This window comes from Streptomyces sp. NPDC091282, assembly GCF_044757385.1.
In the GTDB taxonomy this organism is placed as follows: Bacteria; Actinomycetota; Actinomycetes; order Streptomycetales; family Streptomycetaceae; genus Streptomyces; species Streptomyces gramineus.
Map to the genome: position 1 here is coordinate 260,858 of NZ_JBIVUX010000006.1, position 24,098 is coordinate 284,955.

22 protein-coding genes and 1 tRNA gene are annotated in these 24,098 nt (G+C 72.4%); 14 read left to right on the top strand and 9 right to left on the bottom strand.

Annotated features, from left to right (window positions below):
• Positions 1 to 179 precede the first annotated feature (179 nt).
• Together glpR and ACIQOE_RS28320 are read left to right on the top strand one after the other, a co-directional pair.
• Positions 180 to 1,409 carry a gephyrin-like molybdotransferase receptor GlpR gene (gene glpR / locus ACIQOE_RS28315; protein ID WP_401414480.1) on the top strand — a complete coding sequence of 410 codons (1,230 nt, stop codon included), beginning with the start codon at positions 180 to 182 and terminating at the stop codon, positions 1,407 to 1,409.
• Positions 1,410 to 1,512: 103 nt separating this feature from the next.
• Positions 1,513 to 1,586 (top strand) — tRNA-Ala (locus ACIQOE_RS28320).
• 121 nt (positions 1,587 to 1,707) lie between these two features.
• Here ACIQOE_RS28320 and ACIQOE_RS28325 read toward each other — a convergent pair.
• Entirely contained in the window at positions 1,708 to 2,196 is a 489-nt protein-coding gene (locus ACIQOE_RS28325) for a GNAT family N-acetyltransferase (RefSeq protein WP_351321086.1), read from the bottom strand.
• Between the two features lie 56 nt (positions 2,197 to 2,252).
• On the opposite strand from ACIQOE_RS28325, the gene ACIQOE_RS28330 reads away from it, so the two are divergent.
• On the top strand, positions 2,253 to 3,077 hold the full coding sequence (locus ACIQOE_RS28330; protein WP_351321084.1) for an exodeoxyribonuclease III: 825 nt from the start codon (positions 2,253 to 2,255) through the stop codon (positions 3,075 to 3,077).
• Positions 3,074 to 3,217, top strand: a complete 144-nt coding sequence (locus tag ACIQOE_RS28335) for a hypothetical protein (RefSeq protein WP_351321082.1) — start codon at positions 3,074 to 3,076, stop codon at positions 3,215 to 3,217. The genes ACIQOE_RS28330 and ACIQOE_RS28335 overlap by 4 nt, the downstream gene beginning before the upstream one ends.
• On the opposite strand, the gene ACIQOE_RS28340 is transcribed toward ACIQOE_RS28335, so the two are convergent.
• The gene (locus ACIQOE_RS28340) at positions 3,214 to 3,843 is read right to left on the bottom strand and encodes a MerR family transcriptional regulator (protein ID WP_351321504.1); all 630 of its coding nucleotides are present in this window, start codon (positions 3,841 to 3,843) and stop codon (positions 3,214 to 3,216) included. The genes ACIQOE_RS28335 and ACIQOE_RS28340 overlap by 4 nt on opposite strands.
• A gap of 176 nt (positions 3,844 to 4,019) precedes the next feature.
• Between ACIQOE_RS28340 and ACIQOE_RS28345 the strand changes: the two genes are divergently transcribed.
• From ACIQOE_RS28345 to ACIQOE_RS28360, 4 genes are all read left to right on the top strand, one after another.
• Positions 4,020 to 5,546, top strand: a complete 1,527-nt coding sequence (locus tag ACIQOE_RS28345; protein ID WP_401414483.1) for a flavin-containing monooxygenase — start codon at positions 4,020 to 4,022, stop codon at positions 5,544 to 5,546.
• Positions 5,543 to 6,499 carry an alpha/beta hydrolase gene (locus ACIQOE_RS28350; RefSeq protein WP_365565640.1) on the top strand — a complete coding sequence of 319 codons (957 nt, stop codon included), beginning with the start codon at positions 5,543 to 5,545 and terminating at the stop codon, positions 6,497 to 6,499. Before ACIQOE_RS28345 ends, ACIQOE_RS28350 begins: the two co-directional genes overlap by 4 nt.
• Positions 6,496 to 7,380: an SDR family oxidoreductase gene (locus ACIQOE_RS28355; RefSeq protein WP_351938299.1), complete on the top strand. Its 885-nt coding sequence runs from the start codon at positions 6,496 to 6,498 to the stop codon at positions 7,378 to 7,380. The genes ACIQOE_RS28350 and ACIQOE_RS28355 overlap by 4 nt, the downstream gene beginning before the upstream one ends.
• Before the next feature lie 94 nt (positions 7,381 to 7,474).
• Entirely contained in the window at positions 7,475 to 7,729 is a 255-nt protein-coding gene (locus ACIQOE_RS28360) for a hypothetical protein (protein ID WP_351321075.1), read from the top strand.
• A gap of 164 nt (positions 7,730 to 7,893) precedes the next feature.
• Here the strand turns inward: ACIQOE_RS28360 and ACIQOE_RS28365 are convergent, their stop codons facing one another.
• Positions 7,894 to 11,139, bottom strand: a complete 3,246-nt coding sequence (locus tag ACIQOE_RS28365) for a S41 family peptidase (protein WP_365576552.1) — start codon at positions 11,137 to 11,139, stop codon at positions 7,894 to 7,896.
• A gap of 215 nt (positions 11,140 to 11,354) precedes the next feature.
• Here ACIQOE_RS28365 and ACIQOE_RS28370 point away from each other — a divergent pair, with 215 nt between their 5' ends.
• The 5 genes from ACIQOE_RS28370 (at position 11,355) to ACIQOE_RS28390 (ending at position 16,287) form a co-directional block, all read left to right on the top strand.
• Positions 11,355 to 11,963 (top strand): TetR/AcrR family transcriptional regulator, encoded by a 609-nt coding sequence (locus ACIQOE_RS28370; RefSeq protein ID WP_351321071.1) that lies wholly within the window; start codon positions 11,355 to 11,357, stop codon positions 11,961 to 11,963.
• A gap of 125 nt (positions 11,964 to 12,088) precedes the next feature.
• On the top strand, positions 12,089 to 14,311 hold the full coding sequence (locus ACIQOE_RS28375) for an MMPL family transporter (RefSeq protein ID WP_362649842.1): 2,223 nt from the start codon (positions 12,089 to 12,091) through the stop codon (positions 14,309 to 14,311).
• A gap of 124 nt (positions 14,312 to 14,435) precedes the next feature.
• A complete protein-coding gene (locus tag ACIQOE_RS28380) occupies positions 14,436 to 14,957 on the top strand; it encodes a YbaK/EbsC family protein (protein ID WP_401414487.1) in 522 nt (173 codons plus the stop codon).
• Between the two features lie 92 nt (positions 14,958 to 15,049).
• On the top strand, positions 15,050 to 15,931 hold the full coding sequence (locus tag ACIQOE_RS28385) for an NAD(P)-dependent oxidoreductase (RefSeq protein WP_351321065.1): 882 nt from the start codon (positions 15,050 to 15,052) through the stop codon (positions 15,929 to 15,931).
• Positions 15,932 to 16,011: 80 nt separating this feature from the next.
• Positions 16,012 to 16,287 (top strand): DUF1876 domain-containing protein, encoded by a 276-nt coding sequence (locus ACIQOE_RS28390; protein ID WP_351321063.1) that lies wholly within the window; start codon positions 16,012 to 16,014, stop codon positions 16,285 to 16,287.
• Between the two features lie 27 nt (positions 16,288 to 16,314).
• On the opposite strand, the gene ACIQOE_RS28395 is transcribed toward ACIQOE_RS28390, so the two are convergent.
• From ACIQOE_RS28395 to ACIQOE_RS28410, 4 genes are all read right to left on the bottom strand, one after another.
• The gene (locus ACIQOE_RS28395) at positions 16,315 to 17,484 is read right to left on the bottom strand and encodes a serine hydrolase domain-containing protein (RefSeq protein ID WP_365576692.1); all 1,170 of its coding nucleotides are present in this window, start codon (positions 17,482 to 17,484) and stop codon (positions 16,315 to 16,317) included.
• Between the two features lie 100 nt (positions 17,485 to 17,584).
• Entirely contained in the window at positions 17,585 to 18,376 is a 792-nt protein-coding gene (locus ACIQOE_RS28400; protein ID WP_365563147.1) for an ABC transporter ATP-binding protein, read from the bottom strand.
• Entirely contained in the window at positions 18,364 to 19,128 is a 765-nt protein-coding gene (gene cbiQ, locus ACIQOE_RS28405; protein WP_351321059.1) for a cobalt ECF transporter T component CbiQ, read from the bottom strand. Before cbiQ ends, ACIQOE_RS28400 begins: the two co-directional genes overlap by 13 nt.
• Position 19,129: 1 nt before the next feature.
• Complete coding sequence (locus ACIQOE_RS28410) at positions 19,130 to 20,170, bottom strand: energy-coupling factor ABC transporter permease (RefSeq protein WP_365563142.1); 1,041 nt, start codon at positions 20,168 to 20,170, stop codon at positions 19,130 to 19,132.
• A gap of 169 nt (positions 20,171 to 20,339) precedes the next feature.
• Between ACIQOE_RS28410 and ACIQOE_RS28415 the strand changes: the two genes are divergently transcribed.
• Positions 20,340 to 20,687: an SsgA family sporulation/cell division regulator gene (locus ACIQOE_RS28415; protein ID WP_351321055.1), complete on the top strand. Its 348-nt coding sequence runs from the start codon at positions 20,340 to 20,342 to the stop codon at positions 20,685 to 20,687.
• Positions 20,688 to 20,693: 6 nt separating this feature from the next.
• Here the strand turns inward: ACIQOE_RS28415 and ACIQOE_RS28420 are convergent, their stop codons facing one another.
• The gene (locus ACIQOE_RS28420) at positions 20,694 to 22,358 is read right to left on the bottom strand and encodes a penicillin-binding transpeptidase domain-containing protein (protein ID WP_401414491.1); all 1,665 of its coding nucleotides are present in this window, start codon (positions 22,356 to 22,358) and stop codon (positions 20,694 to 20,696) included.
• A gap of 103 nt (positions 22,359 to 22,461) precedes the next feature.
• Positions 22,462 to 24,072: a penicillin-binding transpeptidase domain-containing protein gene (locus tag ACIQOE_RS28425; RefSeq protein WP_401414493.1), complete on the bottom strand. Its 1,611-nt coding sequence runs from the start codon at positions 24,070 to 24,072 to the stop codon at positions 22,462 to 22,464.
• Positions 24,073 to 24,098 lie beyond the last annotated feature (26 nt).

The following is a 24,098-nucleotide window of genomic DNA, read 5'->3' on the forward strand; positions in this document are numbered from 1 at the left end:
AAATGGAATACGTGTTCGAAATTGATCGCCTGGTGACCGTCTCGGGGCATTGAATTCCCGGCTCCGGTGGGCCGCTGATCGCATCGGTCACAAAAAAAGTTCGAAATATCAGCCAGATCGTGCGACACACCGGCGCAATTGGCAGATGGCCCCACGCAAACCCCTCTACCGTGTGAGGCGTGAGCAGCAGCGGCCTCATCTACGCAGTCATTGTCGGGGCCTGGGCCGCCTACTTGGTGCCGATGTGGCTCCGTAGGCAGGACGAGCTGAACGAGGCCCGTCCGACGGAACGCTTCAGCACCGCCATCCGGCTGCTGTCCGGACGGGCGGGGATGGAGCGCCGGTACGCCAAGGACCTGCGGGCGCGCTCCGCCCCCGAGGGGGAGCAGGACGCCGGCGAGCCGGACGTCGTCACCGAGTCGGTGGACGTCCGGGCCTTCGCCATGCCTCCGACCCGCCGTCAGGTCCGGGCGGACGCGGAGCCGGAGACGCCCGGGCGCCAGGAACCGGTACGCGACCACGCGGTCCCGCCGGCGGCCAAGTCCCCGTCCGCACCGGCCCGTCCGGCGGGCGCCACGCCGGCCCCGGCCTCCGCGTCCGCCCCCGCACGCAAGCGGGTCACGGACGCCCAGCGTGCCAGCTCGGCACAGGCGGCCGCGGCACGGGCCCGGCGCACGAAGGCGCTGGCGCGCCGCCGGCGCACCACCGTGCTGCTCTTCGTCGCGTTCACGATGGGCGCGATCGTCGCCGCCGTCGGCGGGCTCGCGTTCCTGTGGGCGCCCGGCGTGCCCGCCGTCATGCTCAGCGCCTACATCGCCTACCTGCGCACGCAGGAACGGCGGCGCTTCGCCTACCAGATGGACCGGCGCCAGGCCGAGGCCGCCGCCCAGCGGCTGCGGGAACGCCAGCCGCGGCGGCGCGCTCCTGTGGACCCCGGCGCGGCGGCCGACGAACCGGACGAGGGACCAGGGGCCGAGACCGACCCCGGCCTGTCCGCGCTCGCGGCCGACCGGCGCGCCCTCGTCGAGCAGACCGACCACGCCGAGTGGGTCGACCAGCAGCGCGAGCGGCAGCGGCGGCCGGGGCAGGGGGAGAGCTGGGACCCGGTGCCGGTGCCCCTGCCGACGTACGTGACGGCGCCGGTCGCGCCCCGCGCCACCTCCGAGGTGGATCTCGGCGCACCGGACGCCTGGAGTTCGGCACGGTCCAGCTCCGTCGCGCCGGAGCAGGAGAGCGCGCCGGCGGTGGCGGAGGCCGAGGCGGAGGAGCAGCCGGCCGAGGACAGGCCGGCGGACGGCCGGACGGACGCCCGCCGCGCGGCCTCCGCGCGGCGGGCCCGGGAACGCGGCCGCACGCCGCTGTTCGACCAGTACGAGGACGGCGAGCGGCCGCGCGCGGCCAACGAGTGACCCGGGGAAGGCGCGGGGTCCCTGCCGGGACCCCGTCCCTGACCAGTCAGGGAACGGATTTCCAAGCACCCCGACGGGGATGCTAGAGTTTCACTCGTTGCAAGGGCCTGTGGCGCAGTCTGGTAGCGCACCTCGTTCGCATCGAGGGGGTCTGGGGTTCAAATCCCCACAGGTCCACTGCACGAAGAGATCCCGGCGGTCATTCCGATCGCCGGGATCTCTTGCGTTTCCGGAACGGCCCGGCCCGCGATCCGGCGGGTGCCGGAAGGCGAGTTGGGGCGGCGGGGTGTGACGTGGATTACAAGTCCGCCTGCAGGGGCTTCGCGTAGCAGCGGCTCGACTCGTAGTGGCGGTAATAGCCGAACTTCACGCAGGGCTCGTAGCCGCTGGAGGCGTACAGGGCGATGGCCTCCGGCTGCTTGGTGCCGGTCTCCAGGACCATGCGGCGGCGGCCGGCCGCGCGGGCGTCGTCCTCCAGGGCGGCGAGCAGGCGGCGGGCCAGGCCCCGGCCGCGCATCCCCTCGACGACGAACATGCGCTTGAGTTCGGCGTCGCCGTCCTCGTTGCCCTCGCCGTTCTCGTCCTGGCTGCGCCAGCCGCCGGTGGCCACGGGGCGGTCGGACTCGTCGTACGCGATCAGGTAGACGCCGTTCGGCGGGGTGAAGTCGGCCGTGTCGAGCGCGGTGGCGTCGCCGCCGTCGCCGTAGCGCACGTGGTACTCGGCCTGGACCTCGTCGTTGAGCTTGACGGCGTCGGGGTGATCGAAGGGAACGGGACGTATGTTCATGTGAGACATCGCATATTCGTGCAGGCGGAAGCGCGGTGGGCATCGGACTGTGTCCAGTGTGCCGGTATCGTGCCCTGGTGCTGACTGTGACCTCGGTGAATGTGAACGGGCTGCGGGCCGCGGCGAAGAAGGGCTTCGTGGAGTGGCTCGCGCAGACGTCCGCTGACGTGCTCTGCCTCCAGGAGGTGCGCGCGGAGCCGCAGCAGCTCCCGGACGGGGTGCGCGCGCCGGCCGGCTGGCACGTCGTGCACGCCCCGGCGTCCGCCAAGGGGCGTGCGGGTGTCTCGCTGTACACCCGGCGCGAGCCGGACAGCGTGCGGGTCGGCTTCGGGTCGGACGAGTTCGACGCGAGCGGGCGCTACGTCGAGGCCGACCTGCCCGGCGTCACCGTCGCCTCCCTCTACCTGCCCTCCGGCGAGGTCGGCACCGAGCGGCAGGACGAGAAGTACCGGTTCATGGACCAGTTCCTCGCCCACCTGAAGGAGCTGCGTACGCGGGCCGCGGCCGAGGGGCGCGAGGTCGTCGTCTGCGGCGACTGGAACATCGCCCACCAGCAGGCCGACCTGAAGAACTGGCGCGGCAACACGAAGAACTCCGGCTTCCTGCCGGAGGAACGGCAGTGGCTGACCGGCGTCCTCGACCCGTCCGACGGCGGCTACGTCGACGTCGTCCGCGCCCTGCACCCGGAGACCGAGGGCCCGTACACCTGGTGGTCCTACCGGGGCCGGGCCTTCGACAACGACTCGGGCTGGCGCATCGACTACGCGATGGCGACCCCCGGCCTGGCCGCCCGCGCCGTCAAGGCGGTCGTGGAGCGGGCGTCCACCCACGCGGAGCGCTGGTCGGACCACGCACCGGTGACGGTGACCTTCGAGAGGTGACGCGGCGGCCGACGGCGGACACGGGCCCGACGCCCAACGAGGCCGCGGCGGACAACATCGTCGACGACCCGCCGACGCCGTTTCCCGACTACGCGGCGGATCTCGTCGGGCGGGCTTCCTGGTCGTTCTGGTGGGACTAGGGGGTGTCTCGGGGGCGTTTGCTCATGCGGCGGTCCAGGGCCAGGGAGACCTCCGCCTCCACCACGCTGCGGGCCAGTGGGCGCAGGCGCTCCATGTCCTCCTCGGGGCCGTGGCGCAGGACGAGTTCGGCGAAGAGCTCGGCGAGGGCGTCGGCGTGTTCGCGGACGCTGCGGCCGGCCGCCAGCACCTCGGCGAGCGGGAAGCCCTCGCGGACCAGGGCCTCCGAGGCGTCCAGCAGGCGGCGGCTGATGTGGACGATGTCGTCGCCGTCGGTGCCGAGGTAGCCGAGGTCCAGCGCGGTGGCGAGGTTCTCCGTGGTGACCTGGCCCTCGAAGCGGGCGGCGAGTTCCTGCGGGGTGAGGCGGACCGGTTCCTCCTCGGTCGGCTCGACGCCCAGCACGTCGGCGACGTCGCGGCCCTGGTCGAGGGCTTCGGCGAGTTCCGCGATGCCGTTCAGGGTGTGGCCGCGCTCCAGGAGTGCCGAGATCGTGCGCAGCCGGGCCAGGTGATGGTCGTCGTACCAGGCGATACGGCCCTCGCGGCGCGGCGGCGGTATCAGTTTGCGCTCGCGGTAGAAGCGCAGCGTGCGCACGGTGATGCCGGCCAGGCCCGCCAGTTCCTCCATGCGGTACTCGCGTGTCCCGCTGCCCCGTCCACCGTCGTCTGCCACATGCGCAGCCTATGTTGTACCGCCGGTAACTTTCGTCCGCCCGCCCCCTACCCATCGGTACGGAGCTGTTCTACAGTCCAATCGTGCCAGTGTTCACTGGCGTAATCGTGGTCGATGCGTGGAGGCTCCGGATGGCCCAGCACGAGCAGGTACGGGTGGCGGTGATCGGGTCCGGGTTCGGCGGACTGGGCGCGGCCGTGCGGTTGCGCCGGGAAGGGATCACCGACTTCGTCGTCCTGGAACGGGCCGGCAGCGTCGGCGGCACCTGGCGGGACAACAGTTACCCGGGGTGCGCCTGCGACGTGCCGTCCCACCTGTACTCCTTCTCCTTCGCGCCCAACCCCGACTGGCCGCGCACCTTCTCCGGGCAGGAGCACATCCGCGCCTACCTGGAGCACGTCGCCGACGTGTTCGGGCTGCGGCCGCACCTCCGCTTCGACTCCGAGGTCAAGCGGATGACCTGGGACCCCGAGAAGCTGCGCTGGGACATCGAGACGGCCTCCGGTTCACTCTCCGCCGACGTCGTCGTGTCCGCCACCGGGCCGCTGTCCGACCCGAAGATCCCCGAGATCCCGGGGCTGGACACCTTCCCCGGCAAGGTCTTCCACTCGGCCCGCTGGGACCACGACTACGACCTGCGCGGCAAGCGGGTCGCCATGGTCGGCACCGGCGCCTCCGCGATCCAGATCGTGCCCGCCATCCAGCCCGAGGTCGCCCGCCTCACCCTCTTCCAGCGCACGCCCCCGTGGGTCATGCCGCGCGTGGACCGTGCCATCAGCGCGGGCGAACGCCGCCTGCACCGGGCGCTGCCCTTCACCACGCAGGCCCGCCGCGGCTTCCTGTGGGGCATCAGGGAACTCCAGGTCCAGGCGTTCACCAAGCGCCCCGACGAACTCGGCCTGGTGGAGAGCCTCGCCAAGCGCAACATGGCCCGCGCGATCAAGGACCCCGCGCTGCGCGCCAGGCTCACCCCGGACTACCGCATCGGCTGCAAGCGGATCCTGCTGTCCAGCACCTACTATCCGGCGCTGGCGCGGCCCAACGTGGACGTGGTGGACGGCGGGCTCACCGAGGTCCGCGGGTCGACGCTGGTGGCCGCCGACGGCAGCAGTGCCGAGGTGGACGCGATCGTCTTCGGCACCGGCTTCCACGTCACCGACATGCCCATCGCCGAACGCGTCGTCGGCGCCGACGGCCGGACCCTCGCGGAGGCCTGGAAGGGCGGCATGGAGGCGCTGCGCGGCGCCGCCGCGGCCGGCTTCCCCAACTGGATGACGATCATCGGGCCCAACACCGGCCTCGGGAACTCCTCCATGATCCTCATGATCGAGTCCCAGCTGAACTACATGGCCGACTACCTGCGCCAGCTCCGCGTCCTTGGCGGACGCGCGGCCCTGGACGCGCGCCCCGCCGCGGTGGCCGCCTGGAACCACAAGGTCCAGGAGCGCATGAAGCGCACCGTCTGGAACACCGGCGGCTGCACCAGCTGGTACCTGGACGCGAACGGCCGCAACACCACCATCTGGCCCGGCACGACGACCGAGTTCCGGCGCGCGACCCAGCGCGTGGACCTCTCCGAGTACGAGGTGGTCCGCCCGCCGCTGGCCGCCGCCGACGCCGCGCACGGCGCCGAGTCCGGCGCGGAGGCGGTCGCGTGAGCCGCCTCACCCACGTGACCAGCGGGCCGTACGCCCCGCCCGCGCCCGCACGGGAACTCACCGCCGTCTCCGCCGACGGCGCGCACCTGCACGTCGAGGTGCACGGCCCCGAGGACGCGCCCCCCGTCGTCCTCGCCCACGGCTGGACCTGCTCGACCGCCTTCTGGGCCGCCCAGATACGGGAACTGGCCGTCGACCACCGGGTCGTCGCGTACGACCAGCGCGGCCACGGGCGCAGTCCCGCGAGTTCCGCGTGCACCACCCGGGCGCTGGCGGACGACCTCGAAGCGGTGCTCGCGCACACGCTCGCGCCCGGGGAACAGGCCGTGATCGCCGGGCACTCCATGGGCGGCATGAGCGTCATGGCGGCCGCCGCACGGCCGGGCTTCCGGGAGCACGCCGCCGCCGTCCTGCTGTGCAGCACCGGCAGTTCGCGGCTGGTGGCGGAGGCGCGTGTCCTGCCGTTGCGCGCCGGGACCGTGCGGACCCGGCTGACGGCGCAGGTCCTGGCCTCGCGCGCCCCGCTCGGCCCGGTCACGCCCGCCGCCCGGCGCGTCCTCAAGTACGCGACCATGGGCCCCGGTTCCGCCCCGGACATGGTGGAGGCGTGCGCGCGGATCGTGCACGCCTGCCCGCGTGCCGTCCGCCACGCCTGGGCGCTGGTCCTCGCGGGCCTCGACCTCGACGCCGGCGTACGGGAGTTGAGCGCGCCCACCGCGGTCATCAGCGGCACGTCCGACCGGCTCACGCCCCTTCCGCACGCCCGCGCGCTGGTCGCGGCGCTGCCGAACTGCGTCGGTCTCACCGAACTGCCCGGCATGGGCCACATGACTCCGGTCGAGGCGCCGGAACTGGTCAGCAAGAAGATCCGGGAACTGGTCACCACGTACGTGACGGACACCCACGGCCGAGCCGGCGCCGAGGCGCCCGAGCGGATCAAGGAGGGCTCATGAGCAGGGTCGGTCTCGAAGGACAGGTCGCCGTCGTCACCGGAGCGGCGCGCGGGGTCGGCGAGTTGCTCGCCCGCAAGCTCTCCGCGCGCGGTGCGAAGGTCGCGCTGGTCGGCCTGGAGGAGGAGGCGCTCAAGGAGGTCTCCGGACGGCTGCACACCGACAGCGCGTACTGGTACGCCGACGTCACCGACCACGAGGCGATGAGCCGGGTGGCGCGCGAGGTCAAGGAACGGTTCGGGAAGGCCGACATCGTGGTGGCCAACGCCGGTGTGGCGAACGGCGGTCCGTTCGCCGAGTCGGATCCCGAGGCCTGGCGGCGGGTGATCGAGGTCAACCTGATCGGCTCGGCGGTGACGGCCCGCGCGTTCCTGCCGGTGCTCACCGAGAGCCGGGGCTACCTGCTGCAGGTGGCGTCGCTGGCCGCGATCACGCCGGCGCCCATGATGACGGCGTACTGCGCGTCCAAGTCCGGTGTGGAGGCGTACGCGCACTGTCTGCGCGCGGAGGTCGGCCACCAGGGAGTGCGGGTCGGGGTCGCGTACCTGTCCTGGACCGACACCGACATGGTGCGCGGCGCCGACCAGGACGCGGTGATGCGGGAGTTGCGGCAGCGGCTGCCGTGGCCGTCGAACAAGACGTATCCGCTGGGCCCGGCGGTGGACCGGATCGTGGCGGGCATCGAGCGGCGCTCGGCGCACGTGTACGGGCAGTGGTGGCTGCGCGGGATGCAGGGCGTGCGCGGATACCTGCCGGCGCTGATCGGGACGGTCGGACAGCGCGAGATGAAGCGGTTCGCGCCCCGCCTCCAGGGCATGCGCACCGGGCTCGTCGGGGCGGGCGGCGCGGCCGACGAGGAGGCCCGCGCTACGCACCGTCACTGATCGAAATGCGTGCGTGACCGGCCCGTGTGAATCTGGTCGAGGCCCCACTGAGGGCCGATCCCCTCACCCTCCACGGGAGTGAACCCACATGGGTATGAAGGACAAGGCCGGCAAGACGCAGGGTCAGGCCAAGCAGAAGATGCACGAGGGTCAGCAGCAGGCGCAGCAGCGCGGCCAGCAGGCCCAGCAGCGTGGCGAGCAGGCCGCGCAGCGTGGCGAGCAGGCCGCCCAGCGTGGCCAGCAGACGACGCAGGAGCGTGGCCGGCAGATGACCGAGCGGGGTCGTCAGAACATCGACGACACCGAGCGTGAGATGCGGGACCGGTTCGACCAGGACTACGACGCCTAGTCGTTGCACTGGCTGAGCCGAAGCGTGGGGCGCTCTTCCTTCTGGGAGGGCGCCCTGCGTCGTTGCGGGGGAAGGGCGCGCCCAAGGGGTGTGGGGCGTGGCGGAGGGGCGGGTGCGGGGGCGTCGTGGTTGCTCGCGCAGTTCCCCGCGCCCCCTTAGGCACGTTATCTCGGGGGGAGTTTGGGGCGGGAGCGGTTCGGGGCGTCGCTGTAGTCGGGCGGCTGGGCCGCCGGGTGGTCGGTCAGGAGGTCGAGGGCCCGCTGGATCGCGTCGTCCATCTCCACGTGGCGGCCCTCCGCCCAGTCCAGCGGGGTGCGCAGGACCTCCACGTCGGGGGCGACGCCGTGGTTCTCGACCGACCAGCCGTACTCCTCGAACCAGGCCGCGTTCATCGGCACCGTGATCACCGTGCCGTCGCCCAGGCGGTGCCGCCCGGTGATGCCGACGACCCCGCCCCAGGTGCGCTGCCCGACGACCGGCCCGAGCCGCAGCAGTTTGATCGCGGCGGTGATCATGTCGCCGTCGGACGAGGTGGCCTCGTCGGTGAGCGCGACGATCGGGCCGCGCGGGGCGTTGGAGGCGTACGACACCGGCTGCGCGTTCCGGGTCAGGTCCCAGCCCAGGATGGTCCGGGTCAGCTTCTCGACGACGAGTTCGCTGATGTGGCCGCCCGCGTTGCCGCGCACGTCGACGATGAGCGCCGGCAGCGAGACCTCCCGGCGCAGGTCGCGGTTGAACTGGGCCCAGCCGGAGCCGCCCAGGTCCGGGATGTGCAGGTAGCCGCAGCGGCCGCCGCTCAGCTCCCGTACCACGGCACGGCGTTTGGCCACCCAGTCCTGGTAGCGCAGCGGCCGCTCGTCGAGCAGCGGGAGGACGGCGACCCGGCGTGCGGGTCCCGGCTCGCCGTCGCCCGGCACGAACGTCAGCTCCACCGTCGTACCGCCCGCTCCGGCGAGCAGCGGGTACGGGCCGGTCACCGGGTCGACCGGCCTGCCGTCCACGTGGGTGAGCACCGCGCCCTCCCGGATCCCGGTGCCCGCGAGCGGGGAGCGGGCCTTGGAGTCGGAGGAGTCGCCGGGCAGGATCCGCCGGACCGTCCAGCCGCCGTCCCGGCGTACGAAGTCGGTGCCGAGCAGGCCCTGGAAGCGCTGGTAGTGCGGCGGGCCCTCGTTGCGGCGGGCGGGGCTGACATAGGCGTGCGAGGTGCCCAGTTCGCCGAGGACCTCGCGCAGCAGATCGGCGAACTCGTCGGGGGAGGCGACCCGTTCGACCAGCGGACGGTACTGGCCGAGCACCGCGTCCCAGTCGATGCCGCACATCCCCGGGTCCCAGAAGTAGTCGCGGATGAGGCGGCCGGCCTCGGCGTAGGACTGCCGCCACTCCGCGGGCGGGTCGACCGTGTGCAGGATGCGGCGCAGGTCGATCCAGACGGTCGAGTCGGCGTCGCCGGACTCGGTCGAGGGCACCGCCCGCAGCTCGCCCTCGTCGACCACGACCAGCCGGCTGCCGTCGCCGCTGACCGTGAACCAGTCCAGGTGGTCGACGAGTTCGGACTTCTTCGCCTTGCTGATGTGGAAGTACTCCAGGGTCGGCCGGCCGCTGGTGTCGGCGGGGTTGACGAAGGTCTCGCCCAGCGCGCCCGAGATCGGCCAGCGCAGCCAGACCAGACCGCCGCCGGCGACCGGGTACATCGCCGAGTACTTGGAGGCGGAGACCGGGAACGGGGTCACCCGGCTCGCCAGCCCCTCCACCTCGATGGTGACGGTGCCGCCCTCGCCGCTCTCCTCGTCCTCGACCGGGTCCAGGCCGCCCGCCGCGGGGCGCCCGTCGGGGCTGAGGGCGAAGGGGGAGGGGGTCGCCGAGGAGAGCGGGACCAGGTAGGGGCGGCAGCCGAGCGGGAAGGACAGGTCGCCGGTGTGCACGTCGTAGACCGGGTCGAAGCCGCGCCAGGACAGGAAGGCGAGGTAGCGGCCGTCACGGGTGAAGACCGGGTTCTCGTCCTCGAACCGGCCGTCGGTGAGGTCGAGGACGAGGCGGTCGCTGATCCGGGCCAGCTTGATCTGCCGCAGCGAACGGCCGATGCCCGGATGCGACCAGGTCAGCCAGGACCCGTCGGGGGAGAAGGCGAGATCGCGGACCGGGCCGTTGTCCGAGCGGATCAGCTCGGTGACCTCGCCGTCGGAGTCCTCGTCCGCGGTGTCGTCGCCCACGTCGATCAGCAGCAGCCTGCCGTCGTGGGCCGCCACCGCCAGCCGCTCGCCGAGCGGGTCCGAGATCAGTTCGAGGACCCGGCCCAGGCGGCCGGAGGCCAGCCTGCGCGGCGGCCGGCAGCCGGTGGCCCGGGGCAGGTGGGCGATCTCGACGGCGTCCTCGCCGTCGGCGTCCGTGACGTAGGCGATCTGCCCGGTGGAGCCGAGCATCTCCGGGAGCCGCACCCGCACCCCCGGGGTGTCGGCGATGGTGCGGGCCGGGCCGTCGCGGTGGGTGAGCCAGTACAGGCTGCCGCGAACGACGACGGCGCTGGCCCGGCCGGTCTCGTCCACGGAGACGCCGTCCACGTGCTGGGCGGCCGGCACCTGGTAGGGGCGGCGCCCGGCCCGCGGTCCTGACAGCCGCACGTCCAGTCTGCGCGGCACCGAGTCCGGGGAGAGGTCGTCGACGATCCACAGGTCGCCCGCGCACTGGTAGACCACCCGGACGCCGTCGCTGGCGGCGTTGCGGGCGTAGAAGGCGTCGTGGTCGGTGTGCCGGCGCAGGTCGGAGCCGTCGTGGGCGCACGAGTAGAGGTTGCCGACGCCCTCGTGGTCGGAGAGGAAGGCGACCCGGCCGGCGACCAGCATCGGGGAGTCGAGGTGGCCGCCGATGCCGGCCAGCAGCCGCTGCCCGTGCAGCCAGAGCCGGCCCATGGCGCCGCCCCGGTAGCGTTTCCAGCCGGCCGGCTCGTGCGGTGGGGTGCCGGTGAGCAGCAGGGTCCTGCGCTCGCCGTCGATGTCGGCGACCTGGAGGTCGGCGACCGGGCCCCAGGGGAGTCTGCGGCCCGGGTCGCCGTCCGGGGAGACCTTGTAGGACCAGGTGAAGTAGGAGAACGGCTGCCCCTGCGAGGCCACCGCGAGGATGTCGCCCTCCGGGGTCCAGCCGCACACCCGGGTGTCGGCGGTGCCCCAGTACGTCAGCTGCCGTCCCGGCCCGCCGTCCACGTCGGCCAGGTGGATCTCGGGCACCAGGCTCCGCCAGCTCGTGTACGCCACCTGGCGGCCGTCCGGCGAGAAACGCGGATGGCCCACCTTGGTGCGGTCGACGGTGAGCCGCCAGGCGCGGCCCGGGGTGTCCAGGGAGGTCAGCCAGAGGTCGTCCTCGGCCACGAAACACAACAGGTCGCCGTGGAGGTGCGGAAGGCGCAGATAGCTCACCTCCCCATGCTTTTCCGGGTGCGGTGGGCCAGCAACTCGTGGGCGCGGGTGCGGCGCGGACACCGGGCGGATCCACGTGAGCGAGGACACGTACGAAACGGTTTCGTTTCTCTAGGACTCGGGGTATCTTCACCATGTACGCACTGAGGTATGTACGCACTGTGGTGCACGATGTACACACTCAGGTACCGATGGAGCAAGGAAGGGTGAGTGGCATGGCTGAGGTCGCAACGGCGCGTCGCAGTCGGATCACGCCCGAGCGTGAGGCCGAGCTGTACGAGGCCGTGCTCGACCTGCTCCGCGAAGTCGGCTACGACGCCCTCACCATGGACGCCGTCGCCGCCCGCACGAAGTCCAGCAAGGCCACCCTCTACCGCCAGTGGGGCGGCAAGGCCGAACTGGTGGCCAAGGCGGTCCGCCACAACAAGCCCGGTGGCGCGGGTTTCGGCACGATCGACACCGGCTCGCTCCGGGGCGATCTGCGCGCCCTGACCCTGCGCTCGGACGACTGCGAGATGGAGCAGAACTCCGCGCTCATGCGAGGTCTCGCCATGGCGGTGCACGGCAACCCGGATCTCCTGGAAGCGTTCAAGGAGCATCTGGTCGCGCCCGAGATGGCCGAGTTCCACCAGGTGCTGCAGCGTGCCGTCGACCGGGGCGAGGTCCGTGCGGACAACCCGGCGATCGGCTACGTGATGCACATGATGATCGGTGGGTTCGCCGCCCGTTCCCTGATCGACGAGCAGCCGCCCAACCAGGCCTTCCTCCTGTCCTACATCGACGCCGTGGTGCTCCCCGCGCTCCGCGCACCCATCACCGGCTGACCCCTCCCCACACCCAGCCCACCTGACGTCTCCGCTCACGTCGTCGGGCCGATCACCCGTGCCGCCCGCCGGGTCGGTCACCCCTGCCCTGAATACCCCACGACCTGCACCGGGAGTACGTCCTCGTGGCCACGTTCCTCTACAAACTGGGCCGGCTCGCCTTCAGGCGACGGCACTACGTCGCCCTCCTGTGGGTGGCGCTGCTGACCCTCGCGGGCGTCGGCGCCGCCAGCGCCCCCGCCGCCGGCAACACGTCCTTCTCCATACCGGGCACCGAGGCCCAGAAGGCCTTCGACCTGCTCGACCAGCGCTTCCCCGGCACCAGCTCCGACGGCGCCACCGCGCGCGTCGTCTTCAAGGCGCCGGCCGGCGAGAAGATGACGGACAAGCTCAACAAGGCGACCGTCAAGAAGACCGTGAAGGAACTCGGCGAGGACTCCGAGGTCTCCTCGGTCGCCGACCCCTACAAGGGGCACGCCGTCAGCAAGAACGGCGAGGTCGCCTACGCCTCGGTCAGCTACAAGGTCTCCGGCATGGAGCTGGAGGACTCCTCACGGGACGCCCTGAAGGCGGCCGCGCAGGACGCGCGGGACGCAGGTCTGACCGTGGAGATCGGCGGCGACGCGCTCAGCGCCTCGCCCGAGACGGGCTCCAGCGAGGTCATCGGCATCGCGATCGCCGCGGTCGTCCTGGTCATCACCTTCGGCTCGCTGCTCGCGGCCGGGTTCCCGCTGCTCACCGCGATCATCGGCGTCGGCATCGGCGTCTCCACGATCACCGCCCTGGCCAGCGCGCTCGACCTGGGCTCCACCACCTCCACCCTGGCCACGATGATCGGCCTCGCGGTCGGCATCGACTACGCCCTGTTCATCGTCTCCCGCTACCGCGCGGAGCTGGCCGAGGGCCGTGAACGCGAGGAAGCCGCCGGCCGCGCCGTCGGCACGGCGGGCTCGGCGGTCGTCTTCGCCGGCCTGACGGTCGTGATCGCCCTGGTCGGACTCTCCGTCGTCAACATCCCGATGCTCACCAAGATGGGCGTGGCCGCGGCCGGCACGGTCGTCGTCGCCGTCCTGATCGCCCTCACCCTGATCCCGGCGCTGCTCGGCTTCGCCGGGCGCAGGATCCGGCCGACCGGTGAGAAGAGCAGGCTGCTGGGCGGCGGCCGGCCCAAGAGGAAGCACGCCGACCGGCCCAACATGGGCACCCGCTGGGCGAGCTTCGTGGTCCGGCGCCCGGTCGCCGTCCTGCTGCTCGGTGTCGTCGGCCTCGGCGCGGCGGCGGTCCCCGCGACCTCCCTGCAGCTCGGCCTCGGCGACGACGGCTCCCAGCCGGTCTCGACCACCCAGCGCCGCGCCTACGACCTGCTCTCCGACGGCTTCGGCCCCGGCTTCAACGGCCCGCTGATGGTCGTCGTCGACGCCAAGGACAGCGCCCACCCCAAGTCCGCCTTCAAGAAGGTCGACAGCGAGATCAAGGGCCTCAAGGACGTCGTCACGGTCACCCCGGCCCGCCCCAACGAGGCCGGCGACACCGCGACCATCACAGTCGTCCCGAAGTCCAAGCCGTCCTCGACCACCACCGAGGACCTGGTCCACGCCATCCGCGACCAGGGCACCGAGATCACCGCCGACACCGACGCCAAGGTCCTGGTCACCGGCTCCACGGCGATGAACATCGACGTCTCGCAGAAGCTCAACGACGCGCTGATCCCGTACCTGGTGCTGGTCGTCGGCCTCGCGTTCCTGCTGCTGATCGTGGTCTTCCGCTCGGTCCTGGTCCCGCTGAAGGCGGCCCTCGGCTTCCTGCTCAGCGTGATGGCCGCGCTCGGCGCCGTGGTCGCGGTCTTCCAGTGGGGCTGGCTGTCGGGCCTGCTCGGCGTCGAGGAGACCGGCCCGGTCATGTCGATGATGCCGATCTTCATGGTCGGCGTCGTCTTCGGCCTCGCCATGGACTACGAGGTGTTCCTGGTGACCCGGATGCGGGAGGCGTACGTCCACGGCGAGAAGCCGAGCCAGGCCGTCGTCACCGGCTTCAAGCACGGCGCCCGGGTCGTCACGGCCGCCGCCGTCATCATGATGGCCGTCTTCTCCGGCTTCATCGGCTCCAGCGAGTCCATGATCAAGATGATCGGCTTCGGCCTCGCGATCGCCGTCTTCTTCGACGCGTTCATCGTCCGCATGGCGATCGTCCCGGCCGTGCTCGCCCTGCTCGGCAAGCGTGCCTGGTGGCTGCCGAAGTGGCTGGACCGCCTGCTGCCCAACGTCGACGTGGAGGGCGAGGGCCTGCGCGCGCTGTCCGACCGGAACGCCGGAAAGGACGACGAGGACCGGGAGCTGGTCGGCGTCTGACGCCCGGCTCGTGACAGACCGCCGGTGAGGGTCCGTGGGGACGGGGCGCCCTCACCGGCTTCCTCGTGCGCGGAACCGGGCAAACCGTTCGCCGCCGTCGCGTCGTCTTCGTTACCGTGCCCCCATGACGACGACCGCCGCCGCTGACGCCGATGCCGAGGGCTTTGGAGCCCATCCCCGTTTCGCCGCCGCCCTGGAGGAACTGGGGCTCGGGGAGCTGACCGCCCGGGTCCGGCGGTTCCCGGACGCGACCAGGACCGCCGCGGAGGCCGCCGCCGCGGTCGGCTGCGAGCTGAGCGAGATCTGCAAGTCGCTGATCTTCGCGGCCGACGGGGTGCCGGTCCTGGTGCTGATGGACGGCGCCTCCCGCGTCGACGTGGAGCTGGTCCGCAAGGAGCTGGGCGCGCAGAAGGTCACCCGGGCCAAGGCGGACGTGGTCCGCGAGACCACCGGGTACGCCATCGGCGGAGTGCCGCCCTTCGGGCACCGCACCCGCACGCGCGTGCTCGCCGACCGGGCGCTGCTGCGGCACGGCGTGGTGTGGGCCGCCGCGGGCGACCCGCACGCCGTCTTCCCGATCCCGCCGGCCGCGCTGGTCGAGCACGCCGGCGCCACCGTCGTGGACGTCCGCGAGCCCACGGCCTAGTTCCCGCGCTCTCCCTCTCGGCGTTCATGTGGTGCCCCGCGGATTCTGCGCCAAGCTGGCCTGTGGAAGCTACGAACGATCAGGGAGACGTCATGACCGACAAGCCCACCGTGGCCCTTCTCGGCACCGGCATCATGGGTGCCGCGATGGCCCGCAACCTCCTGAAGGCCGGGCACACCGTCCGCGCGTGGAACCGCACCCGTGCCAAGGCGGAACCGCTGGCCGCCGACGGCGCGCAGGTCACCGACACCCCCGCCGAGGCCGTCGAGGGCGCCGATGTCGTCCTGACCATGCTGTACGACGGCGACACCGTGCTGGAGGTCGTCCGCGAGGCCGCCGGCGCGCTGCGGCCCGGAGCCGTCTGGGTGCAGTCCACCACCGCGGGACTCGACCAGATCCCGGCCCTGGCCGCGTTCGCCCGCGAGCACGGCCTGGTCTTCTACGACGCCCCGGTCCTCGGCACCCGCCAGCCCGCCGAGGCCGGACAGCTCACCGTCCTGGCCGCCGGGCCCGAACAGGGCCGGGAGACCGTCGCCCCGGTCTTCGACGCCGTCGGCGCCCGCACGCTGTGGACCGGCGACGACGGCGCGTCGGCCGCCGCGACCCGGCTCAAGCTGGTCGCCAACAGCTGGGTCCTCGCGGCCACCGCCGCCACCGGCGAGGTGCTGGCCCTCGCCAAGGGCCTCGGCGTGGACCCGCACGGCTTCTTCGACCTGATCGCCGGCGGCCCGCTCGACATGGGCTACCTGCGGGCCAAGGCCGCCCTGATCCTCGACGGCGGACTGACCCCGCCGTCCTTCGCGGTGGACACGGCCGGGAAGGACGCCCGGCTGATCGTCGCCGCGGGCGCCGGCCACGGCGTGCGCCTCGACCTCGCGGAGGCGGCCGCCGAACGCTTCGCCCGCGCCGCCGCGCAGGGCCACGCCGACGAGGACATGGTCGCGGCCTACTTTGCCAGCTTCGACGGCGGCTGACCCGCGCGCGGCCGGTGCCGACGTGACGGGCCGGGCCCCGAGGGAGCACCCTGGAAGCAGCGATTGCGGAGGTGGTCCCCATGACGCAGACCGCGGTGGGATGGCACGTCGAGCTGGAATTCCTGGAGGACGACACGCACACGCGCGCGGTGGCCCTGGTGCGGCTGGCCGACGGCACCGAGATACGCGCGCACGGCCATGCGAGCCGGCACGAGTCCGACAGCAACCAGCCGAGGGTCGGCGAGGAGATCGCGGGCGCCCGCGCCCTGAACGAACTGGCCATGCAGTTGCTGAGCAAGGCGCACGGCGAGATCGACGCGGACTCCGGGCGGCACTCGCACCCGATCAACGTGTGAGAGCGCGGACGCGCGCGGCGGCGGTCCCTACGCCGTCGCCGCGCGCACCGCGCGCACCAGCGCCTGCGCCCGCGCGTCCGCCGTCACGCTCTTGCGGAACCCGTTGGTGACGTAGCCGAAGGCGATGCCCGACGCGGGGTCCGCGAAGCCCAGCGCGCCACCGCGGCCCGGGTGGCCGAAGGAGGCGGGGGAGAGCAGCGGGGACGCGCTGCCGTGCAGCATGTAGCCGAGCCCGAAGCGGGTGGAGACGACCAGCACCCGGTCGGGACCGGCGGCCTGCTCGCCGTGGGCCAGCTCCACGGTCTCCGGCGTGAACAGCCGGGTGCCGCCGTCCACCTCGCCGATCAGGGCGGCGTAGAAGCGGGCCAGGCCGTCGGCGGTGGCGATGCCGTTGGACGCGGGCAGGGCGGCGGCACGGTAGCCGGGGTCGTTCTCGTCCGGGAGCGGGGTGATCGCGCCGAACGCGCGGCGGGTCAGGGACGCGGGATCGGCGTACGCCTCGGACACGGACCGCTTGGGCCGGGTCCGCAGGGTGCCGGCGGCCTGCGGGGCCTCGACGGGACCGACCCGCCCGGCACGCGCCCGCTCCGCCTCGGGCAGTCCGAGCCACAGCGCGGCACCGGCCGGTCCGGCGATCTCGTCCGCGATCCAGGCGCCGATGTCCCGTCCGGTCACCCGCCGCACCAGCTCGCCGGTGAGCCAGCTGTACGTCTGCGCGTGGTAGCCGTGGTCGGTGCCCGGCTCCCACACCGGAGCCTGCGCCGCCACCGCCGCCGCGCCCCGCTCGGGGTCGGCGGCCTCGGCGGGCGTGAGCGGCCGGTCCAGCACGGGTACGCCCGCGCGGTGCGCGAGCAGGTGCCGTACCAGGGTCCGTTCCTTGCCGGCCGCCTTGAACTCCGGCCAGAGATCGCCCACCGGGGCGTCCAGGTCCAGTTCGCCGCGCTGGTGCAGGAGCAGCAGGGCGGCGGCGGCGACGCCCTTGGTTGCCGAGCGCACGATCTGGGCGGTGCCGTGCTCCCAGGGCGCCTGTGCGGCGTCCCCGTCGACGTCCCGCGCACCGGCCCACAGGTCGACGACCCGGTGCCCGTCCCGGTACACGGCGACCGCCGCGCCCCGGTCCCCGAGCAGCTCGAAGTTGGCCGCGAACGCGTCCCTGACCGGTTCGAAGCCCTCGGCCACCGTGCCGTTCACGTCCACGTCCGCCACGTCCCTCCTGGTTGCCTGCGTCCTAGGGGGCAACACCCCCGCCGGGCCTGCGATTCCTCGGCACCGGGGCGGTACGGGCGTGAGCTGTGCCTCACTGCCGGCCGGGGCGCAGGCCGCCGTGTCCGGCCGTCGCGGCGCGCGGGTCGAAGCCGAAGGGCAGTTCCAGGCGGTGTGCGCGCATCAGGGCGTCGTCGGAGAGGAGTTCGCCGGTGGGCCCGTCGGCGGCGATCGTGCCGTCGCTCAGGATCAGCGAGCGCGGGCACAGCTCCAGGGCGTAGGGCAGGTCGTGGGTGACCATCAGGACCGTGACGTCCAGGGAGCGCAGGATGTCGGCGAGTTCGCGGCGGGAGGCCGGGTCGAGGTTGGACGAGGGCTCGTCCAGGACCAGGATCTCCGGCTCCATGGCGAGGACGGTGGCGACGGCGACCCGGCGGCGCTGCCCGAAGGAGAGGTGGTGCGGCGGCCGTTCGGCGAAGCCGGCCATGCCGACCCGGTCCAGGGCGGTGCGCACGCGGGCGTCGAGTGCGGCGCCCTTGAGGCCGGCCGCGGCCGGGCCGAACGCCACGTCCTCGCGGACGGTCGGCATGAACAGCTGGTCGTCGGGGTCCTGGAAGACGATGCCGACCCGGCGCCGGATCTCCGCCATGTGCCGCTTGCCGACCGGCAGTCCGGCGACCGTGACGGTGCCCGTGCCGCCGCTCAGGATGCCGTTGAGGTGCAGCACGAGGGTGGTCTTGCCGGCGCCGTTCGGCCCGAGCAGCGCGACCCGTTCGCCGCGCGCGACGGTGAAGTCGACGCCGAACAGGGCCTGGTGGCCGTCGGGGTAGGCGAAGGCGAGGCCGGAGACCTCCAGGGAGGCGTAGGAGTCGGTCACAGGGCCCATCCCAACACGCAGACGACGAAGGCGGACAAGGGGAGTGCGAGGGCGTGGGTCCACTGCGTCCGGGACGCGGTCACCTCGTCGATGACCGGCATCGAACCGGCGTACCCGCGGCTCACCATGGCCAGGTGGACCCGCTCCCCGCGCTCGTAGGAGCGGATGAACAACGCGCCGGCGGACTTCGCGAGCACGCCCCAGTGGCGCACGCCCCGCGCCTCGAAGCCGCGCGACTCCCGGGCGATCCGCATCCGGCGCATCTCGTCGGTGATGACGTCGCCGTAGCGGATCATGAAGGAGGCGATCTGGACGAGCAGCGGCGGGAGCCTGAGCCGTTGCAGGCCGAGGAGCAGTTCGCGCAGTTCGGTGGTGGCCGCCAGCAGGACGGAGGCGGCGACCCCGAGGGTGCCCTTGGCGAGCACGTTCCAGGCGCCCCACAGGCCGTTCACGCTGAGCGAGAGGCCGAGGACGTCGACCCGCTCGCCCTCCGCCACGAACGGCATCAGCACCGCGAAGGCGACGAAGGGCACCTCGATCAGCAGCCGGCGCAGCACGAAGGCGGCGGGCACGCGCGCGTGGCGGGCGACGAGGGCGAGGAGCACGGCGTACAGGGCGAACGCCCACATCGCCGTGCGCGGTGTCGAGACCACGACGACCACGAAGGCGAGGACGGCGGCGAGCTTGGTGTGCGGCGGGAGCGCGTGCACCGGGGAGTGCGCGTGCCGGTAGAGCCGGTGGGCTCCGCCCACGGCGCCCATGTCAGAGCGCCCCGGACGGTGCCTGTGCGTCCCGGCGCCTGCGCACCGCCCAGAAGACCGCGCTGCCCGCGACGACGGTCACGCCGACACCGATGACGCCCGCGAGACCGCCGGAGAGCCGGGCGTCGGAGACGTCCTCGACGCCGTAGTCGGCGAGCGGCGAGCCGGCGGAGGCGTGCTCCCGGGCCTTCGCGTCGATGCCCTTGTCGTGCGCGACCTTCTCCAGGCCGTCCGGGGACGCCGAGGCGTAGAAGCTGACGAATCCGGCGAGGACCAGGGAGGCGGCGAGCCCCGTGATCCACAGCGTGCGCCGCGAGGTGCGCGCCGCGACGGGTGCCGCGGGCGTCGCGGGCGCGTCCACCAGCTCGCCGTTCACCCGCAGTTTCAGCCCCTGCCGCAGCTCACGCGCCCCGTACACGAGGTCCGGGCGTACGGCGATCACCGCGCCGACCGTGAGGGCGGTGATCGCGGCTTCGCCGACGCCGATGAGGACGTGCACGCCGATCATGGCGGTGGCGACCTTGCCGATCGACACGTCGGTGGTGCCGCCCACCGCGTAGAGCAGCGTGAAGGCGACCGCGGCGGCGGGGACGGAGAGCAGGGCGGCGACGAAGGAGGCGGCGGTCACCGAGCGCCTGGTGCGCGGCAGGACCTTCAGCAGGCCCCGGAAGACGGCGTAGGCGACGACGGTCGTCACGATCGCCATGTCGGTGACGTTGACGCCGAGCGCGGTCAGGCCGCCGTCCGCGAACAGGATGCCCTGCATCAGCAGCACCACGGACACGCACAGCACACCGGTGTAGGGCCCGACGAGGATGGCGGCGAGGGCTCCGCCCAGCAGATGGCCGCTTGTTCCGGCCGCGACGGGGAAGTTGAGCATCTGTACGGCGAAGATGAACGCCGCCACCAGGCCGGCGAGCGGCGCCGTGCGCTCGTCGAGTTCGCGGCGGGCGCCGCGCAGGCTCACGGCGAGGGCGCCGGCCGCGACCACCGCGGTCACCGCCGAGGTGGGGGCGTCTATGAATCCGTCAGGTACATGCACCGTCCGATTTTAATATGTTGTTGCGAACCTTTTGCAAGAGCGAGGGAGTCGTGTACCGCACACGAGGCGTCGCAAGGGTCCCACGGGCGCAATCGGTCAAATGTGGGACATTGGAGAAGAAGCGGCTGCACAGCTTTCGCCAGGGTAACGGAGCGTAAAGGGCAATCCGATGTCTGTAGTCGAGCAGTACGCGCGAGCCCACATCGTCACCGACGAGGACCTGCGGGAGGACCCGGGCGCGGTGCCCGTCATCCTGCGGTACGACCCCGAGACCGACCCCCGATCGGTGCGGGTGGGCCTGCCCGGGACGGACGAGTGGACGTTCTCGCGCGCGCTGCTGGAGCAGGGGCTCAGGGTGCCGGCGGAGTCCGGTGACGTACGGGTGTGGCCGCTGGGGCGGGTGCAGGCCGTGGTCGAACTCCACTCCGACCACGGCACGTCGGTGGTTCAGTTCGAGTCGAAGACGCTGCTGCGCTTCCTCAGGCGCACCTACATGGCCGCGCCCGTGGCCCGCTAGCCGCGCCTAGAGCGACGAGCCGAGCTTCAGCAGCGCCGCCACGATCGGTCCTGCCGTGTCGCCGCCGTGGCCGCCCGCCTGCACCACGCCCGCGCCCACCAGGTCGCCCTTGTACGCCGTGAACCAGCCGTTCGGCTTCTTCTGCCCGTCGACCTCCGCCGAGCCCGTCTTGGCGCCGTAGTCCGGGCCGAGACCCGCCATCGCCTGGGCGGCCGTGCCGTACGCCGCCGTGTACTGCATGACCTCCTTCAGCTCGGACTGCGTCTTCGCGGACATCGTGCGCGAGGCCTTGGCGAGGGTCCGGTTGTCGACCGAGGGCGCGACCAGGTACGGCTGGTGGAAGGTGCCGGTCTCCACGGTGGCCGCCACCGACGCCATGTTCAGCGGGTTCATCCGCACGCCGCCCTGCCCGATCAGCGAGGCGCCCATCTGCGCGCCGCTCTGCACCGGGACCGAGCCGTCGAAGGTCGGGACGCCGATCGCCCAGTTGTTCATGCCGAGGCCGTACACCTGCTGCGCCTCGGTCGTCAGGTCGCTGTCGGAGAGCTTGGGCGCGAAGTTGATGAAGGCGTTGTTGCAGGACGCCCCGAAGGCCATCTTGAACGTGCCCTTCTTGATCTCGGAGTCGTCGTCGTTGTGGAACGTCCACCCGGCCAGCTTGTACGTCTTGGGGCAGGGGTGGGAGGCGTCCGGGGTGATCAGCCCCTTCTCGAACAGCATCGTCGAGGTGACGATCTTCATGGTGGAGCCGGGGGCGAGCGATCCCTGGAAGGCCACGTTGAAGCCGTGGCTGGAGTTGGCCACCGCGTAGATCTCGCCGGTCGACGGGCGCATCACGACGACCGAGGCGTTCTTCTGCGTGGTGACCTGCTTCTCCGCGGCCGCCTGGAGGGTCGGGCTGAGCGTCGTCTTCACGGTGCCCGGGGTGCCCTTGCTGAGTTCCAGGAGGGTCTTGTCGGACAGCTTCGCCTTCTGGGACGCCGTACCGCGCACCACCCGCAGTTCGACGCCGGCCTTGCCGCCGGCCTTCTTGCCGAACTTCTCCCGCAGCCCGTCCAGGACCGTGCCCAGCGAGGGGTACTTGGCGGTGGTGATCTCGCCGCCGTCCCGGTCCAGGGCGGTGACGGGCGGGGTGCCGGACGCGCCGGTCGCCAGGGTGTCGCCGTCGGCGAGGTCCGGGTGGACGACCGCGGCGTGCCAGTCCACCACCGGCTTGCCGTCACTGGTGCGCCGCACGACGCTGAACGCGGAGTCGTACGACAGGGGCTTGCTGACGCCCTTGTACGACACCGTCGCCTTCACCGAGAACGGGACCTTGGCGCCGGTGCGCGTGCCCTCGGTGAGCTTGACGCCCGTGATGTGGGCGTCCTTGGCGTAGCCGGTGAGCAGCCGGACGCAGGCCGCGGCGTCGTCGGTGACGGCGGCAGCCTGCGGGACCTTGCCCTGCTGCCAGGAGGCCAGGAAGGTCCGCGCCGTCGTCTGCACCTCGGTCGCCGACAGCGGGCCGGTCTTGACGGGCTTGACGGCGGCCTTCGACGCCGCGTCGGCCGCTCCGCCGCCGTACAGCGCGTAACCGCCGAGCCCGGCGCCGACGGCGACGGCGGCGATCACCCCGCCGATGACGGCGGGTCTCTTCTTGCGGCGTTCGGCGACGCGCCTTCTCTTGCCCACAGTTCAGTTCCTCCGCGCACTTCCCCAGGGTCCCCGGCGCCCCGTAGCCCTCACGCTCCCCAACGACTGCAACAGCCTAGAGTCCCGCCCTGGGCGGGTGACGTCAGCCACCGATCCGTAGCACGCTTGCGACAATAGGACCGGCCGCGTCGATGCCGTGACCGCCGTCCTGGGTCATGGCGGCGGCGGCGATGTCGTCGCGGTAGCCGGCGAACCAGCTGTTCGACTTGGTCTGCCCGTCGACCTCCGCGGAACCCGTCTTGGCGCCGATGGTGCCGCGCAGCCCGCTCATCACCCCGGCCGCGGTGCCGCTGGTCGCGGTGCGGTTCATCATGGCACGCAGCTGGCCGGACGTGTTCGCCGACAGGCCCTTGGCGGTGGCCAGCGGACGGTCGTCCAGCTTCTGCGCGACGAGCACCGGCTGCCGGAAGGTTCCGGTCAGCGCGGTCGCCGTCACCGACGCCATGTTCAGCGGGCTCATCTGCACCTGGCCCTGGCCGATGAGGTTGGCCGCGGTGTCCGGGCCGCCGGAGGCGGGGACGCGGCCGTCGAAGCTCGGGATGCCGACCTTCCAGTCGTTGCGCCCGAGTCCGAAGCGGTCCTCGGCCTCCTTGGTGAGCGAGTCGACCTGGACGGAGTCCGCGTACTTCACGAACGCCGTGTTGCAGGAGCGCGCGAAGCTGTCCGCGAGGGTGGCGCGTTCGTCCGGCTGGAGCCCCTTGAGGTTGCTGAAGGTCTGGCTCTGCCAGGTGGCGGTCGGCGGACAGGGCGCCGGTCCGTTCATCGAGGTGAGCCCGGTGTCGATGAGGGTGGCCGCGCTGATGATCTTCATGGTGGAGCCGGGGGCCAGCTCGCCGAGGAAGGCCGCGTTGAAGCCGTCCTCACGGTGGTTGGCGACCGCCAGGACGTCGCCGGTGCTGGGCTGCACGGCCACCACCGACGACTCGGCGTACTTCGTCACCGCGGTCTCGGCGGCGGCCTGCACGCGCGCGTCGAGCGTGGTGCGCAGCTTGCCCGGCTTCCCGGCGGCGAGGGTCAGCAGCGTGGTGTCGGCGGCCTCCTGGGACTCGTGCTGGATCACCAGCTCCACGCCCGGCGTGCCGCCCGCCTTGTCGCCGTAGCGGCTGCGCAGTTCGTCCAGGATCGGGCCCAGCGACGGGTAGCTGTCCTTGCTGAGGACCGTGCCGTTGCGGTCGACCGCCTCGATGGGCGGGGTCGCGGCCTCGCCGGTGGAGAGCGTGTCGCCGCGCTTCAGCGCCGGGTGCACGACGGACGGGTCCCAGTCGACGAGCGCGCGGTGGGTGGTCTCGCCGCGCACGACGGTCAGCCGGCTGCGGTAGGCGAGCGGCTTCGACTTCCCGTCGTAGGACACCGTCGCCTTCACGCTGTACGGCACGGTGGCGCCGGTCGCCTTGCCCGGGGTGATGCGCACGTCCTTGATGTGGGCGACGGCGCTGAAGGACGAGAGCACGGGCTCGGCGTCGGCGGAGTCGTTGGTGTACGACGCCGCGGTCGCCGACCGGCCCTTCTCCCAGGCGGTGAAGAACTTCGACGTGGTGTCGCTGATCTCGTCCGCGGTGGGCGGCCCGGTCCTTACGGCCGGCGCACCGCCGTCGTGCAGCGTCGACAGCACGGTGTAGGCGCCGTACCCGGCCCCGCCCAGCACCACGATGCACACACCGCTCGCTATGGCCGCCTTGACCCCCTTGCGCATGGTGCGAATCCCCTCCCCGTGCACTT

Bases quoted from the DNA above. Each gene is read 5' to 3' on its own strand.
- ACIQOE_RS28325 (WP_351321086.1), bottom strand. From the start codon at position 2,196: ATGAACATACGTCCCGTTCCCTTCGATCACCCCGACGCCGTCAAGCTC.
- ACIQOE_RS28340 (WP_351321504.1), bottom strand. From the start codon at position 3,843: ATGGAGGAACTGGCGGGCCTGGCCGGCATCACCGTGCGCACGCTGCGC.
- ACIQOE_RS28345 (WP_401414483.1), top strand. From the start codon at position 4,020: ATGGCCCAGCACGAGCAGGTACGGGTGGCGGTGATCGGGTCCGGGTTC.
- ACIQOE_RS28355 (WP_351938299.1), top strand. From the start codon at position 6,496: ATGAGCAGGGTCGGTCTCGAAGGACAGGTCGCCGTCGTCACCGGAGCG.
- ACIQOE_RS28360 (WP_351321075.1), top strand. From the start codon at position 7,475: ATGAAGGACAAGGCCGGCAAGACGCAGGGTCAGGCCAAGCAGAAGATG.
- ACIQOE_RS28370 (WP_351321071.1), top strand. From the start codon at position 11,355: ATGGCTGAGGTCGCAACGGCGCGTCGCAGTCGGATCACGCCCGAGCGT.
- ACIQOE_RS28380 (WP_401414487.1), top strand. From the start codon at position 14,436: ATGACGACGACCGCCGCCGCTGACGCCGATGCCGAGGGCTTTGGAGCC.
- ACIQOE_RS28385 (WP_351321065.1), top strand. From the start codon at position 15,050: ATGACCGACAAGCCCACCGTGGCCCTTCTCGGCACCGGCATCATGGGT.
- ACIQOE_RS28390 (WP_351321063.1), top strand. From the start codon at position 16,012: ATGACGCAGACCGCGGTGGGATGGCACGTCGAGCTGGAATTCCTGGAG.
- ACIQOE_RS28400 (WP_365563147.1), bottom strand. From the start codon at position 18,376: ATGGGCCCTGTGACCGACTCCTACGCCTCCCTGGAGGTCTCCGGCCTC.
- cbiQ (WP_351321059.1), bottom strand. From the start codon at position 19,128: ATGGGCGCCGTGGGCGGAGCCCACCGGCTCTACCGGCACGCGCACTCC.
- ACIQOE_RS28415 (WP_351321055.1), top strand. From the start codon at position 20,340: ATGTCTGTAGTCGAGCAGTACGCGCGAGCCCACATCGTCACCGACGAG.
- ACIQOE_RS28425 (WP_401414493.1), bottom strand. From the start codon at position 24,072: ATGCGCAAGGGGGTCAAGGCGGCCATAGCGAGCGGTGTGTGCATCGTG.